The sequence below is a fragment of the Streptomyces sp. ID05-39B genome (genome assembly GCF_033794725.1).
In the GTDB taxonomy this organism is placed as follows: domain Bacteria; phylum Actinomycetota; class Actinomycetes; order Streptomycetales; family Streptomycetaceae; genus Streptomyces; species Streptomyces bobili.
Genome location: NZ_JARGEF010000011.1, coordinates 1 through 13805 on the forward strand (window position 1 = coordinate 1; position 13805 = coordinate 13805).

11 protein-coding genes are annotated in these 13805 nt (G+C 74.2%); 8 read left to right on the forward strand and 3 right to left on the reverse strand.

What is annotated here, in order from left to right; all coding sequences use genetic code 11:
- Positions 1–267: 267 nt before the first annotated feature.
- Both P1P75_RS04740 and hemW read left to right on the forward strand, forming a co-directional pair.
- Positions 268–2175, forward strand: a complete 1908-nt coding sequence (locus tag P1P75_RS04740; RefSeq protein ID WP_319252134.1) for a SpoIIE family protein phosphatase — start codon at positions 268–270, stop codon at positions 2173–2175.
- Positions 2176–2227: 52 nt separating this feature from the next.
- Positions 2228–3460: a radical SAM family heme chaperone HemW gene (hemW, locus tag P1P75_RS04745; protein ID WP_319252135.1), complete on the forward strand. Its 1233-nt coding sequence runs from the start codon at positions 2228–2230 to the stop codon at positions 3458–3460.
- Positions 3461–3515: 55 nt separating this feature from the next.
- Here hemW and P1P75_RS04750 read toward each other — a convergent pair whose 3' ends face one another.
- A complete protein-coding gene (locus P1P75_RS04750; protein WP_319252136.1) occupies positions 3516–4331 on the reverse strand; it encodes a DUF3097 domain-containing protein in 816 nt (271 codons plus the stop codon).
- Between the two features lie 31 nt (positions 4332–4362).
- On the reverse strand, positions 4363–5088 hold the full coding sequence (locus P1P75_RS04755; protein WP_319252137.1) for an MBL fold metallo-hydrolase: 726 nt from the start codon (positions 5086–5088) through the stop codon (positions 4363–4365).
- 159 nt (positions 5089–5247) lie between these two features.
- On the opposite strand from P1P75_RS04755, the gene hrcA reads away from it, so the two are divergent.
- The 4 genes from hrcA (at position 5248) to P1P75_RS04775 (ending at position 9393) form a co-directional block, all read left to right on the forward strand.
- Positions 5248–6264, forward strand: coding sequence for a heat-inducible transcriptional repressor HrcA (gene hrcA, locus P1P75_RS04760; protein ID WP_319252138.1), 1017 nt, complete (start codon positions 5248–5250; stop codon positions 6262–6264).
- The gene (dnaJ, locus tag P1P75_RS04765) at positions 6265–7395 is read left to right on the forward strand and encodes a molecular chaperone DnaJ (protein ID WP_319252139.1); all 1131 of its coding nucleotides are present in this window, start codon (positions 6265–6267) and stop codon (positions 7393–7395) included.
- A 154-nt stretch (positions 7396–7549) separates the two neighbouring features.
- A complete protein-coding gene (locus tag P1P75_RS04770; RefSeq protein WP_319252140.1) occupies positions 7550–8650 on the forward strand; it encodes a nitronate monooxygenase in 1101 nt (366 codons plus the stop codon).
- Positions 8647–9393, forward strand: coding sequence for a 16S rRNA (uracil(1498)-N(3))-methyltransferase (locus P1P75_RS04775; RefSeq protein ID WP_319252141.1), 747 nt, complete (start codon positions 8647–8649; stop codon positions 9391–9393). Before P1P75_RS04770 ends, P1P75_RS04775 begins: the two co-directional genes overlap by 4 nt.
- A gap of 6 nt (positions 9394–9399) precedes the next feature.
- Here P1P75_RS04775 and P1P75_RS04780 read toward each other — a convergent pair whose 3' ends face one another.
- Positions 9400–9804: a hypothetical protein gene (locus P1P75_RS04780; RefSeq protein WP_319252142.1), complete on the reverse strand. Its 405-nt coding sequence runs from the start codon at positions 9802–9804 to the stop codon at positions 9400–9402.
- A 71-nt stretch (positions 9805–9875) separates the two neighbouring features.
- Here P1P75_RS04780 and P1P75_RS04785 point away from each other — a divergent pair, with 71 nt between their 5' ends.
- Positions 9876–10403, forward strand: coding sequence for a hypothetical protein (locus P1P75_RS04785; RefSeq protein ID WP_319252143.1), 528 nt, complete (start codon positions 9876–9878; stop codon positions 10401–10403).
- Positions 10404–10590: 187 nt separating this feature from the next.
- A complete protein-coding gene (locus P1P75_RS04790) occupies positions 10591–13794 on the forward strand; it encodes a S41 family peptidase (protein WP_319252144.1) in 3204 nt (1067 codons plus the stop codon).
- Positions 13795–13805: the final 11 nt, after the last annotated feature.

A 13805-nucleotide genomic window follows, 5' to 3' on the forward strand; every position in this document is an offset into this window, starting at 1 on the left:
CCGCGCCACCGTCTTCCCCGCGCTCCCGCGTTCCCCCACGCCCCCGTGTCCTCCCACGCTCCGGTGCACGCCCGGGGGCGGTGGTGCTCGAACTCGTCGTCGAACCGGTCCTGTTCGGACACACTCGTCACCCAGTTCCCCCTCAAGGCGGCCCACTTCGGTAACTCAGCGCGTATGGGCGCGGCCGGTCTGTCACTCTGTCGGCATCGGTCGGGGGGTGGCGCCCGCGGACCGAGGCCCAATCGTCCGATCGCCGGGGAGCCGCTCATGGGGGCCATTCCCACGCAACGGGAGACCGTGTCCCGTGCCAGTGGTGCGCCCGCGCACGCGGGAGGGCACCCGCAGGCGTACGCGACCCTGGCCGGCGGCTCCCTCGCGCCCGGCGCCGCCCGCGACCTCGTCCGCACGGCGTTCGACGAGTGGACCGGCCTCGGCCTGCCCTGGGCCCGGGAACTGGGGGGACGGCTCGCCGAGGACGCGATACTCGTCGTCAGCGAGCTGGTGACGAACGCCGTCGTGCACGCCGGCACCGACGTCGACCTGGTGTGCCGGCTGGAGGCGGAACCGGAGACCGACACCTGTGCCGTCGTCGTCGAGGTCACCGATCGCCACCCCTCCCGCGCCCCGCGCGACGGCGGCAGCCCCGACCCGCCGTACGAGACCCCCGAGTACGGCCGTGGCCTGCGCCTGGTGGCCACGCTGGCCGACGCGTGGGGCGTGACGTACCGCAGGGGAGCGAAGACGGTGTGGGCGCGCCTGCCGGCCCGTCCGGTGGACGAGTACGGCGACTCCCGCGAGCCCTGGGACGCGGACTCCGGCCCGCCCGTCCCCGCCTCCCCCCTTGCCTTCGCCGAGGCTTTCGCCCCCGAAGCGCGGTCCGCCGCGCACGACCGTGACTGGCTCGGCCGCGGCGCCCTGTCCTTCCTCGCCGAGGCCTCCGACCTGCTTGCCGGGCAGCTCGACGAGGACCTGGTCGCCGCCCTCACCGGCCAGCTGATCGTGCCGCGCCTAGCGGACTGGTGCGCGGTCTGGCTGGAGGACGAACTCGGCTCCCGCGCCGGCTGGGACGACGGGCCGGGGCCCCGGCTGGCCCGTGCCTGGCACGTCAGCGAGAACCACGTCGAGGAACTGCGCCGCGCCCTGGAGAAGGACCCGCCGCGCCCGCCCGAGGGCCCCGATTCCGGACCCACCGCCCATCCCTGGCCCGGCGCCGCCCTAGGCTCGCACGGCGCCGCCCTCGCCTACCGGCTGGTCGCCGGCGGCCGCCCGCTCGGCATCCTCGTCATCGGCCGTGCCGGGCTGCTGCGCTTCCCCGACGAGGTCACCGGGCTCGTCGAGGACCTCGGCCGGCGGGTGGCGCTCGCCATCGGCGCGGCCCGCCAGTACGCCCGCCAGGCCACCATCAGCGCCGTCCTCCAGCGGGGTCTGCTGCCCGGAGCGGTCGCCGAGATCCCCGGCCTGCGCAGCGCCCTGGTGTACGAGCCGCGCGAACAGGGCGGGCCGAGCGGTGACTTCTACGACCTGTTCCCGGTGGGCGACGGCCGCTGGTGCTTCGCGGTCGGGGACGTCCAGGGCAAGGGCCCGGAGGCGGCCGTCGTCATCGGGCTGGCCCGCCCCTGGCTGCGGCTGCTGGCCCGCGAGGGATACGGCGTCGCCGACGTCCTCGACCGGCTCAACCAGCTCCTCCTCGACGACGCCACCGAGGCCGCCGACGCCGCGGCCCGCGCCTTCGTCGGCCCCGCGGGCCCCGGCGACGGCCCGCAGACCCGCTTCCTCTCCCTCCTCTACGGCGAACTCGTGCCCTTCGACGGAGGCGTCCGCTGCACCCTCGCCTCGGCAGGCCACCCGCTGCCCCTGCTCCTCGGGCCCGACGGCGGCGTCACCACGGTCGCGCAGCCGCAGACCCTCCTCGGCGTCATCGAGGACGCCACGTACGTCAGCGAGAGCCTCGACCTGTGGCCCGGCGACACCCTGCTGTGCGTCACCGACGGCGTCACCGAGCGCCGCTCGGGCTCCCGGCAGTTCGACGACGGCGACGGCCTGGCTCTCGCCCTGTCCGGCTGCGCCGGGCTGGACGCGGAACTGATCGCCGAACGGATCCGCCACCTGGTCCACGAGTTCGGCGGCCGGCCCCCCGAGGACGATCTGGCCCTGCTGGTCCTCCAGGCGGAATAGCGCCCCACAGCGCCCGGGGGACCTTCGTGCCGCGTACGGGACAATGGAGGACATGCCTTCCGCTCTTCCCGACGGCGAGCCCGTCCCCACCGACGGCGCGCTGCCCGCCTCCGCGCTCGCCGGGGCCGCCGACCGCCCCCTCGGGTTCTACCTGCACGTGCCCTACTGCGCGACCCGCTGCGGCTACTGCGACTTCAACACCTACACCGCCACCGAGCTGCGCGGCACCGGCGGCGTCCTCGCCTCCCGCGACAACTACGCCGACACCCTGATCGACGAGATCCGGCTGGCCCGCAAGGTCCTCGGCGACGACCCCCGCGAGGTCCGCACGGTCTTCGTCGGCGGCGGTACGCCCACCCTGCTCGCGGCCGGTGACCTGGTCAGGATGCTCACCGCGATCCGCGACGAGTTCGGGCTGGCCCCGGACGCGGAGGTCACCACCGAGGCAAACCCGGAGTCCGTCGACCCGGCCTATCTCGCCACGCTCCGCCAGGGCGGCTTCAACCGGATCTCCTTCGGCATGCAGAGCGCCCGGCAGCACGTCCTGAAGGTCCTCGACCGCACCCACACGCCCGGCCGCCCCGAGGCCTGCGTCGCGGAGGCCCGCGGGGTCGGCTTCGAGCACGTCAACCTGGACCTGATCTACGGCACCCCCGGTGAGTCGGACGACGACTGGCGGGCCTCCCTGGACTCCGCCCTCGGCGCCGGACCCGACCACATCAGCGCCTACGCCCTGATCGTCGAGGAGGGCACCCAGCTCGCCCGCCGGATCCGTCGTGGCGAGGTCCCGATGACCGACGACGACGTCCACGCCGACCGGTACCTGATCGCCGAGGAGGCGATGGCCGCGGCGGGCTTCGACTGGTACGAGGTGTCCAACTGGGCCACCTCCGAAGCGGGCCGCTGCCTGCACAACGAGCTGTACTGGCGCGGCGCCGACTGGTGGGGCGCCGGTCCGGGAGCCCACAGCCACGTCGGCGGCGTGCGCTGGTGGAACGTGAAGCACCCGGGGGCGTACGCGGCGGCGCTGGCGGGAGGCCGCTCACCGGGCGCGGGCCGCGAGATCCTCTCGGACGAGGACCGCAGGGTCGAGCGGATCCTGCTGGAGCTGCGGCTGAAGGAGGGCGTGCCGCTGTCGCTGCTGCGGCCGGAGGGGCTCGCGGCCTCGCGCCGGGCCCTGTCGGACGGACGGCTTCAGGAGGGTCCGTACGAGCGGGGGCGTGCTGTGCTCACCCTGCGGGGGCGGCTGCTGGCGGACGCGGTGGTGCGGGACCTGGTGGACTGAGGGGCCCGGAGCCGGCCGTCGCGCCCTCGGGCCCGCCGCGGCGAGGGCCCGGCCGTCAGGCCTCACCCGGCGCCGTGACGAAATCGATCAGCTCCTCGACCCGGCCCAGCAGCTCCGGCTCCAGGTCCCGGTAGGACCCGACCCGCTTCAGGATCGCCTGCCACACCGCGCCGGTGTTGTCCGAGGGCCAGCCCAGCGCCCGGCACACCCCCGTCTTCCAGTCCTGCCCGTGCGGGACGCGGGGCCAGGCCGTGATGCCCACCGCGGACGGCTTCACCGCCTCCCAGACGTCGATGTACGGGTGGCCCACCACCAGCGCGTGCTCGCTCGTCACCGACCGGGCGATGCGCCATTCCTTGGTGCCGGGGACCAGATGGTCCACGAGGACGCCGAGGCGGGCGTCGGGGCCGGGGGCGAACTCGGCGACGACCGCCGGCAGGTCGTCCACGCCCTCCAGGTACTCCACGACCACGCCCTCCACGCGCAGGTCGTCGCCCCACACCTTCTCCACCAGCTCGGCGTCGTGCCGGCCCTCGACGTAGATCCGTCCGGCGCGGGCCACCCGGGCGCGGGCGCCGGGCACGGCGACCGAACCGGAGGCGGTACGGGCGGGCCGTGGCGGAGCGGACGAGGTGGGGCGGACCAGGGTCACGGGCCGGCCCTCCAGGAGGAAGCCGCGGGGCTCCAGCGGGAACACGCGGTGCTTGCCGAAGCGGTCCTCCAGGGTGACCGTGCCCGCCTCGCAGCGGATCACCGCGCCGCAGAAACCGGTGCCGGGCTCCTCGACCACCAGGCCGGGGTCGGCCGGGACCTCCGGTACCGGCTGCGGCTTCTTCCACGGAGGGGTCAGGTCGGCGGAGTACTGGCGCATTCGGATGACGATAGGAGAAGCGTCGGCACGCTCACAGCGACACGCCGAAACGCGCGGCCAGCACGTCCCGTTGGGCGCGGACGAACGCCGCGTCCACCACCGCGCCGTGACCGGGTATGTACAGCGCGTCCTCGCCGCCGAGGGCCAGCAGCCGGTCGAGGGCGGCGGGCCAGTGCGACGGTACGGCGTCGGGGCCCGCCTGCGGCTCACCGGACTCCTCGACGAGGTCGCCGCAGAAGACGACCTCGGGCGAGCCGGGGCCCGCGGGGACGAGGACGGCCAGGTCGTGCGGGGTGTGACCGGGGCCGACGTTCGCCAGCAGGACCTGCCGGCCGCCGCCCAGGTCGAGGGTCCACTCGCCGGAGACCAGGTGGCGGGGCCGTACCAGCGTGTCCGCGGCCTCCGTGGCCGTGTCCGCGTCGAGACCGTTGCGGACCGCGTCCGCGCGCAGCTCCTGCGCCGGCGCGTTCTCCGCGCCCACCGCCGCGTAGACCTCGGCACCCGCGAAGGCCGCCGCCCCCAGGACATGGTCGAAGTGGGGGTGCGTGAGCGCGAGATCGGTCACACGGTGACCTGCGAGTTCCTCGGCGTGCATGCGCAGCCGGGCACCCTCCGCGAGGCTCGATCCCGCGTCCACCAACAGGGCCCGGCCCTCCCCGACGACCAGCCCCGCCGTGCAGTCCCAGCCGGGCAGCCGGCACCGGCCGACCCCCGTGGCGATCCGCTCCCACCCCAGCTCTTCCCAAGTCACCGTCATACCGCGACGCTAGCCCTGGCAGCCCGCCCGGGCGACCGACCTTGCCCCGGGTGTACCCCACAGCCGTACACTGGCCGGGGAACGCTGGCACTCGGATGTGAAGAGTGCCAGACGAGACGCCCGGGGGACCGGGGACGACTTTTCTGGAGGTGAGCGCGGGTGCTGAGCGAACGCAGACTGCAGGTGCTGCGCGCCATCGTCCAGGACTACGTCGGCACCGAGGAACCGGTGGGTTCCAAGGCGCTCACCGAGCGCCACAACCTCGGCGTCTCACCGGCGACGGTCCGTAACGACATGGCCGCCCTGGAGGACGAGGGGTTCATCGCCCAGCCGCACACCAGTGCCGGGCGTATCCCCACCGACAAGGGCTACCGGCTGTTCGTCGACAAACTGGCCGGCGTCAAGCCGATGACGGCGCCCGAGCGGCGCGCCATCCAGAACTTCCTGGACGGCGCCGTCGACCTCGACGACGTCGTGGCGCGGACGGTACGGCTGCTCGCGCAGCTCACCCGGCAGGTCGCCGTCGTGCAGTACCCGTCGCTGACCCGCTCCACCGTGCGCCACGTCGAGCTGCTGGCGCTGGCGCCGGCCCGGCTGATGCTGGTGCTGATCACGGACACCGGGCGGGTCGAGCAGCGGATGGTGGACTGCCCGGCGCCCTTCGGCGAGGCCTCGGTGGCGGATCTGCGGGCGCGGCTGAACAGCCGGGTCGCGGGCCGTCGCTTCAGCGATGTGCCGCGCCTGGTGGAAGACCTGGCCGACGCCTTCGAGAACGAGGACCGTGGCACGGTCACGACGGTGCTCTCCACCCTGCTGGAGACGCTCGTCGAAGAGAACGAGGAGCGGCTGATGATCGGCGGAACCGCCAATCTCACCCGCTTCGGACATGACTTTCCCCTCGTCATCCGGCCCGTCCTGGAAGCCTTGGAGGAGCAGGTCGTGCTCCTCAAGCTCCTGGGCGAGGCCGGGGATTCGGGCATGACCGTACGCATCGGTCACGAGAACGCCTATGAGGGGCTCAACTCCACTTCGGTGGTGTCGGTCGGCTACGGTTCGGGCGGCGAGGCAGTCGCCAAGCTCGGCGTGGTCGGACCGACCCGCATGGATTACCCGGGAACGATGGGAGCGGTACGCGCAGTGGCACGGTACGTCGGACAGATCCTGGCGGAGTCGTAAGTGGCCACGGACTACTACGCCGTTCTCGGCGTGCGCCGCGACGCGTCGCAGGAAGAGATCAAGAAGGCCTTCCGGCGGCTCGCACGCGAGCTGCACCCGGACGTCAACCCCGATCCGAAGACCCAGGAGCGGTTCAAGGAGATCAACGCCGCCTACGAGGTGCTGTCGGACCCGCAGAAGAAGCAGGTCTACGACCTCGGCGGCGATCCCCTGTCCCAGGCGGGCGGCGCGGGCGGCTTCGGGGCCGGTGGCTTCGGCAACTTCTCCGACATCATGGACGCCTTCTTCGGCACGGCGTCGCAGCGCGGGCCGCGCTCACGCACCCGCCGCGGCCAGGACGCGATGATCCGGCTGGAGATCGACCTCGACGAGGCGGCCTTCGGTACGACCAAGGACATCCAGGTCGACACGGCGATCGTCTGCACCACGTGCAGCGGCGAGGGTGCCGCGCCGGGGACCAGCGCGCAGACCTGTGACATGTGCCGCGGTCGCGGCGAGGTGTCGCAGGTGACGCGGTCCTTCCTCGGCCAGGTCATGACCTCGCGGCCCTGCCCGCAGTGCCAGGGCTTCGGCACCGTCGTACCGACCCCGTGCCCGGAGTGCGCGGGCGACGGACGGGTGCGCTCGCGTCGCACGCTGACGGTGAAGATCCCGGCCGGCGTCGACAACGGCACCCGCATCCAGCTCGCCGGCGAGGGCGAGGTCGGGCCCGGCGGCGGTCCCGCCGGTGACCTGTACGTCGAGATCCACGAACTGCCGCACGCGCAGTTCCAGCGGCGCGGCGACGATCTGCACTGCACGGTGACCCTGCCCATGACCGCGGCGGCCCTCGGCACGAAGGTGCCGCTGGAGACGCTCGACGGTCTGGAGGAGGTCGACATCCGGCCCGGTACCCAGTCCGGGCAGTCGATCCCGCTGCACGGGCGCGGAGTGACGCATCTGCGGGGCGGTGGGCGCGGTGACCTCATCGTGCATGTCGAGGTGCAGACGCCCAACAAGCTGGACCCCGAGCAGGAGCGGGTGCTGCGGGAGCTGGCGAAGCTGCGCGGGGAGGAGCGGCCCCTCGGGCAGTTCCAGCCCGGTCAGCAGGGGTTGTTCTCCCGGCTGAAGGACGCGTTCAACGGGCGGTGACGGCGGGTGTGGTGGCGGGCGGTGGGGCCTTTCTCGCCCCGCCGCCCCTTCCCGTTCCCGTCCCTGGGCTGCGCCCCCGGACCCCTTGCGTCCCCGCACCCCCGGACGGGCTGGTGGGTTCGGCGTTGTCCCGGGTACGTGACAACATGCCGTCATGTCCCGCGCACTGACCGATCTCTTCCCTCTCCCGATCGTGCAGGCCCCCATGGCGGGCGGCGTCTCCCTCCCGCAGCTCGCCGCCGCCGTGTCCGAGGCCGGCGGGCTGGGGTTCCTGGCCGCCGGGTACAAGACCGCCGACGGCCTGTACCAGGAGATGAAACAGCTGCGGAGTCTCACCTCCCGGCCCTTCGGCGTGAACCTGTTCATGCCGCAGCCGGAGCATGCGGAGACCGGCGCCGTCGAGGTCTACGCCCATCAGCTGGCCGGCGAGGCCGCCTGGTACCAGAGCGAGCTGGGCGATCCGGACAGCGGCCGTGACGACGGCTACGACGCCAAGCTGGCGGTACTGCTCGACAACCCGGTGCCGGTGGTCTCGTTCCACTTCGGCGTGCCGCGTCCGGACGTGCTGGACGCGCTGCGCCGGGCCGGCACGTTCACGCTGGTCACCGCGACCACCGCCGAGGAGGCCGTCGCGGTCGAGCGGGCGGGTGCGGACGCGGTGATCGTCCAGGGTGTGGAGGCCGGCGGCCACCAGGGCACCCACCGGGACATTCCCGAGAACGACGGCTCCGGCATCGGCGTGCTCGCGCTGCTCGCCCAGATCCGGGAGGCCGTGAGCCTGCCGCTGATCGCCGCGGGCGGTCTGATGCGGGGCAGCCAGATCGCCGCCGTCCTCGCCGCCGGAGCGAGCGCCGCCCAGCTCGGTACGGCCTTCCTGGCGACCCCCGAGTCCGGCGCCGCCGCCGTCCACAAGGAGGCGCTGACCAACCCGCTCTACGTGCGCACGGAACTCACCCGCGCCTTCTCCGGGCGTCCGGCCCGCGGCCTGGTCAACCGCTTCCTGCGCGAGCACGGCCCGTACGCGCCCGCCGCCTATCCGGAGGTCCACCACCTGACCTCGCCGCTGCGCAAGGCCGCCGCGAAGGCGGGCGACGCGCAGGGCATGGCGCTGTGGGCGGGCCAGGGACACCGGCTGGCCCGTGCCCTGCCCGCCGGGCAGCTGGTGGAGGTGCTGACCGCCGAACTCGACACGGCGAGGACAGCGTTGTCGGGCGGCGGCGCGGCCGGTGCGGCCGGTATGGGCGGTGTGCGATGACCGCGCCCGTGTTCGTCGTCGAGGAACTGCCCGGCGGTCCGGCCGAGTTCGTGCTGGACGGGCCCGAGGGGCGGCACGCCGTCTCGGTGAAGCGGCTGCGCGCCGGTGAGGAGGTCGTCCTCACCGACGGCACCGGCCGCTGGGCCGAGGGCGAGGTCGTCGCCGCCGAGGGCAAGGACCGGCTGGTCGTCCGGCTGACACGGGTGGCGGAGGAGCCCGCCGGGTCGCCGCGGATCACCGTCGTGCAGGCGCTGCCGAAGGGCGACCGGGGGGAGCTGGCCGTCGAGACGATGACCGAGACCGGCGTCGACGCGATCGTGCCGTGGGCCGCCTCCCGGTGCATCACCCAGTGGAAGGGCGACCGCGGGCTGAAGGCGCTCGCCAAGTGGCGGGCCACCGCCCGTGAGGCCGGCAAGCAGTCCCGCCGGGTCCGTTTCCCCGAGATCGCCGACGCGGCGACCGCCAAGCAGGTGGCGGCACTTCTGGCCCGTGCCGACTTCGCGGCCGTGCTCCACGAGGACCGCGACTACGGCAGCGAGCCTCTCGCCACCGCCCAACTCCCCACGGACGGCGAGATCGTGCTCGTCGTCGGACCCGAAGGGGGCGTCTCGCCCGAGGAGTTGGCACTCTTCGAGGAGGCCGGCGCCAAGGCGTACCGGCTGGGGCGCAGCGTGCTGCGGACCTCGACCGCCGGGACGGCGGCCGCCGCCCTGATCCTGGGCCGGACCGGCCGCTGGTCCTGACCGGACCTACGAAGTGGCTGCCGCCGCGCGGCTGACGGCGTCGAACAGGATCCAGCCGTCCAGCTCCGCCTCGCGCCCCTCCTGCGGGAGCAGTCCGCGGCGGACGGCCTCGTCGAGGAGGGCGCGCACCGTGGCGGGCTGGTGCAGGTTGAGGTGGTGGGTGCGGTCGCCGACGCCGCCGCTGTGCGTGTACGCGCCGCCGCCGACGTAACGGCCCTCGCCCTCCCGGAACACGATCCGGGTGCGCACGCCGTCCCGGGCCAGGGTGAGGACGTCCCGGCAGCCCTGGCCGCCGCGGTGCCGGTGGCGGACCGTCCACAGGTAGGTGGTCGTGTCGTCGACGGTCAGTTTCCTCAGGCGTCGGTGGTCGCGCATGCGGTCACCGTAGACGGGGGCGGTGGTGCGGCGCATGGCGTTAAGTGCTCTACCGCGCCCCCGCCGGCGGTGGCAGGCTGCCTTCCATGGGGGCATGGAGGAGACGGATGCGGGGCCGGGCGCGCGGGACACGTGCGGTGGCCGTGGCGGGGCTCGCGGTCCTCGCCGTGGGCGGCGCGGTGGCGTGCGAACCGGGCGGGATCGGCTCGGCGGCCGTCGCGTACACCACCGACGAGGCGGCGACGGCCGAGATCGAGCGCCGGGACGTCGACGTGCGATGGCTGACCTGCACCGCCGACTACGGCGACGCCGCCGACGAGGGGACCCGGGAGACGGTCGCCTCCGTCGACTGCGAGGGTGAGACCGGCAACGGGCGGGACATCACCGTCGCCGGCCGCGTCACGCGAGCCGTCAGCGGCTCCTGCGTGCGCGGTGACCTCCGCGCGGACGTCGGCGACAAGCAGCTGTTCCGCGTGGGCGGGCTCGGCGACTGCAAGTCCGCCACCCCCTCGCCGCTCGCCCCGCCCCGCTCCGCACAGCCCGCGGAACCGGGGCGGCCCACGGTCACCGTGACCGTCACCGAGACGGTCCGGTGCGACGGCGACACCCGCTGTGGGCCCGCCGGCACCAAGTGACCTGAACGAGCCACTGATCCGGACACCTGTCGGTCACCCCGCCCTGCAGAGGACCGACTCTCGGCTCCGCTCGAGCGGGAGGGGCCCACCGGCTCCGCCATCACTTCCTCCTCCGCCTTGCAGCTGCCCGCACCAGAGCCCGCTCCTTCCCCCACCCTCCCATTGCCCCGCGGTCTAGAGTGATCGGGTGACACAGCCCGTGACGCCTGCCGCGTACTTCCGATTCCCGCATCTGCACGGTGAGTTGGTGGCCTTCACCGCCGAGGACGACGTGTGGCTCGCGCCCCTCGACGGCGGGCGCGCCTGGCGCGTCAGCGCCGACAACATGCCGGTCACCCTGCCCCGTATCTCGCCCGACGGCACCACCGTCGCCTGGACCTCCACCCGCGACGGTGCCCCCGAGGTGCACGCCGCCCCGGTCGACGGCGGACCCGCCACCCGGCTGACGTACTGGGGCAGTCCCCAGACCAGGGTGCGCGGCTGGACCCCCGACGGCCGGGTGCTCGTGCTGAGCACGCACGACCAGGCCAGCCTGCGCCGCAGCTGGGCCCGTGCGGTCCCGCTCGACGGCGGACCGGCCACCACCCTGCCGTACGGGCCCGTCGGCGGGGTCGCCTTCGGCCCGCACACCGTGCTGGTGTCCGCGTCGATGGGCCGCGAGGCCGCCGCGTGGAAGCGCTACCGGGGCGGCACGGCGGGCAAGTTGTGGATCGACCGGGAGGGCGACGGGGAGTTCACGCGGCTGCACGAGGACCTGGACGGCAACATCGAGTACCCGGTGTGGGCGGGCGACCGGATCGCGTTCCTCTCCGACCACGAGGGCACCGGCGCGCTGTACTCCTCCCTCGCCGACGGCTCCGACCTGCGACGGCACACCCCACTCGAAGGCTTCTACGCCCGGCACGCCGCCGGGGACGGCAGCCGGGTCGTGTACTGCTCCGCCGGTGAACTGTGGATCCTGGACGACCTCGACGGCGCCGAGCCGCGCCGCATCGACGTCCGGCTCGGCGGGCAGCGCACCGACCGGCGGCCGTACCCGGTGCCGGCCGCCCGCTGGCTGGGCTCCGCCACCCCCGACCACACCGCCCGCGGCAGCGCCGTGGAGGTGCGCGGCGCCGTCCACTGGGTCACCCACCGCCACGGACCCGCCCGCGCCCTGGCCGCCGAGCCCGGCGTCCGCGCCCGGCTGCCGCGCACCTTCCGCACCGAGGGCGAGGAGTGGGTGGTCTGGGTCACCGACGCCGAGGGCGACGACGCCCTGGAGTTCGCCCCCGCCACCGGCCTCGCACCGGGCGCCACCCCGCGCCGGCTGGCCGCCGGACGCCTCGGCCGGGTGCTGGAACTGGCCATGGCCCCCGACGGCAGCCGGGCCGCCGTCGCCGCGCACGACGGAAGGCTGCTGCTCGTCGAGCGGGAGACCGGCGAGGTCCGCGAGGTCGACCGCAGCGAGGACGGCGAGGTGTCCGGCCTGGCCTTCTCGCCCGACTCGGCCTGGCTGGCCTGGTCGCACCCCGGCCCCCGCCCGCTCAGCCAGCTCAAACTCGCCAACACCGCCGACCTGTCGGTCACCGAGGCGACCCCGCTGCGCTTCCACGACTACGCGCCCGCGTTCACCCTCGACGGCAAGCACCTCGCGTTCCTGTCGACGCGCGCCTTCGACCCGGTCTACGACGAGCACGCCTTCGACCTCTCCTTCATCGAAGGGGCCCGCCCGCACCTCATCCCGCTCGCCGCGACCACCCCCTCGCCGTTCGGGCCGCAGCGGCACGGCCGCCCCTTCGAGGCCCCCGACAAGGACGAGACACCCGACAGCGAGGGCACCCCGGCCACCCGGATCGACCTGGAGGGCCTCGCCGACCGGATAGTGCCGTTCCCCGTCGAGGCCGGCCGCTACTCAGGGCTGCGGGCCGCCAAGGACGGCGTGCTGTGGCTGCGCCACCCCGTGCGCGGTGTCCTCGGCGCCTCCCGCGCCACCCCCGACGATCCCGACCCGGACACCGAGCTGGAGCGCTACGACCTCGTCCAGCAGCGCCTCGAACACCTCGCCCCCGACGCCGACGCCTTCGAGGTCAGCGGCGACGGCAAGCGGCTGCTGCTGCGCGCCGACGGCAAGCTGAAGGTGGTGCCCAGCGACCGGCGCGCCTCCGGCGACGAGGACAGCGAGAGCAACCTCACCGTCGATCTCGGCCGCGTCCGTCAGAGCGTCGACCCGGCCGCCGAGTGGCGCCAGATGTACGACGAGACCGGCCGCCTCATGCGCGACAACTTCTGGCTGCCCGGCCTCGGCGGCATCGACTGGGACGGTGTCCTGGACCGCTACCGGCCGCTCCTGGACCGGGTCGCCACCCGCGACGACCTCGTCGACGTCCTCTGGGAGGTGCACGGCGAACTGGGCACCTCGCACGCCTACGTCGTGCCCCGCGGCTACGGCGGCGGAGCCCGGCAGGGCCTGCTCGGCGCCGACATCTCCCGTCACGAGGACGGCAGTTGGCGCATCGACCGGGTGCTGCCTTCGGAGACCTCCGACCCCGACGCCCGCTCCCCGCTCGCCGCGCCCGGCGTCGCGGTGCGCGCGGGCGACGCGATCCTCGCCGTCGCAGGCCACCCCGTGGACCCGGTCGCCGGACCCGGACCGCTCCTCGTCGGTACGGCGGGCAAGGCGATCGAGCTGACCGTCTCGCCGTCCGGCGGGGGCGAACCCCGGCACCCGGTGGTCGTCCCCGTCGACGACGAGGAGCCGCTGCGCTACCACGCCTGGGTCGCCGGCCGGCGGGCGTATGTGCACGAGACGTCCGGCGGCCGGCTCGGCTACCTCCACGTGCCCGACATGCAGGCCCCCGGCTGGGCGCAGATCCACCGTGACCTGCGGGTGGAGGTGGCCCGCGAGGGGCTCGTGGTGGACGTCCGGGAGAACCGGGGCGGCCACACCTCCCAGCTCGTCGTGGAGAAGCTGGCGCGGCGGATCGTCGGCTGGGACGTGCCGCGCGGGATGCGGCCCTCCAGCTATCCGGAGGACGCGCCGCGCGGGCCCGTCGTCGCGGTCGCCGACGAGTTCTCCGGGTCCGACGGCGACATCGTCAACGCGGCGGTCAAGGCGCTGGGCATCGGACCGGTGGTCGGCACGCGCACGTGGGGCGGCACGATCGGGATCGACAGCCGGTACCGGCTGGTCGACGGGACGCTGGTCACCCAGCCCAAGTACGCGATCTGGCTGGACGGTTACGGGTGGGGCGTGGAGAACCACGGCGTCGATCCGGACGTGGAGGTCGTGGTGCGCCCGCAGGACCATGTGGCGGCGCGGGACGTCCAGTTGGAGGAGGCGGTACGGCTGGCGCTGCTGGCACTGCAGGAGACACCGGCGAAGGTGGCTCCGCCGCTCCCGGAGTCGTAGCCCGCCGGGGC

Bases quoted from the DNA above. Each gene is read 5' to 3' on its own strand.
- P1P75_RS04740 (WP_319252134.1), top strand. From the start codon at position 268: ATGGGGGCCATTCCCACGCAACGGGAGACCGTGTCCCGTGCCAGTGGT.
- P1P75_RS04785 (WP_319252143.1), top strand. From the start codon at position 9,876: ATGCGGGGCCGGGCGCGCGGGACACGTGCGGTGGCCGTGGCGGGGCTC.
- P1P75_RS04775 (WP_319252141.1), top strand. From the start codon at position 8,647: ATGACCGCGCCCGTGTTCGTCGTCGAGGAACTGCCCGGCGGTCCGGCC.
- P1P75_RS04755 (WP_319252137.1), bottom strand. From the start codon at position 5,088: ATGACGGTGACTTGGGAAGAGCTGGGGTGGGAGCGGATCGCCACGGGG.
- hemW (WP_319252135.1), top strand. From the start codon at position 2,228: ATGCCTTCCGCTCTTCCCGACGGCGAGCCCGTCCCCACCGACGGCGCG.
- P1P75_RS04770 (WP_319252140.1), top strand. From the start codon at position 7,550: ATGTCCCGCGCACTGACCGATCTCTTCCCTCTCCCGATCGTGCAGGCC.
- P1P75_RS04780 (WP_319252142.1), bottom strand. From the start codon at position 9,804: ATGCGCCGCACCACCGCCCCCGTCTACGGTGACCGCATGCGCGACCAC.
- P1P75_RS04750 (WP_319252136.1), bottom strand. From the start codon at position 4,331: ATGCGCCAGTACTCCGCCGACCTGACCCCTCCGTGGAAGAAGCCGCAG.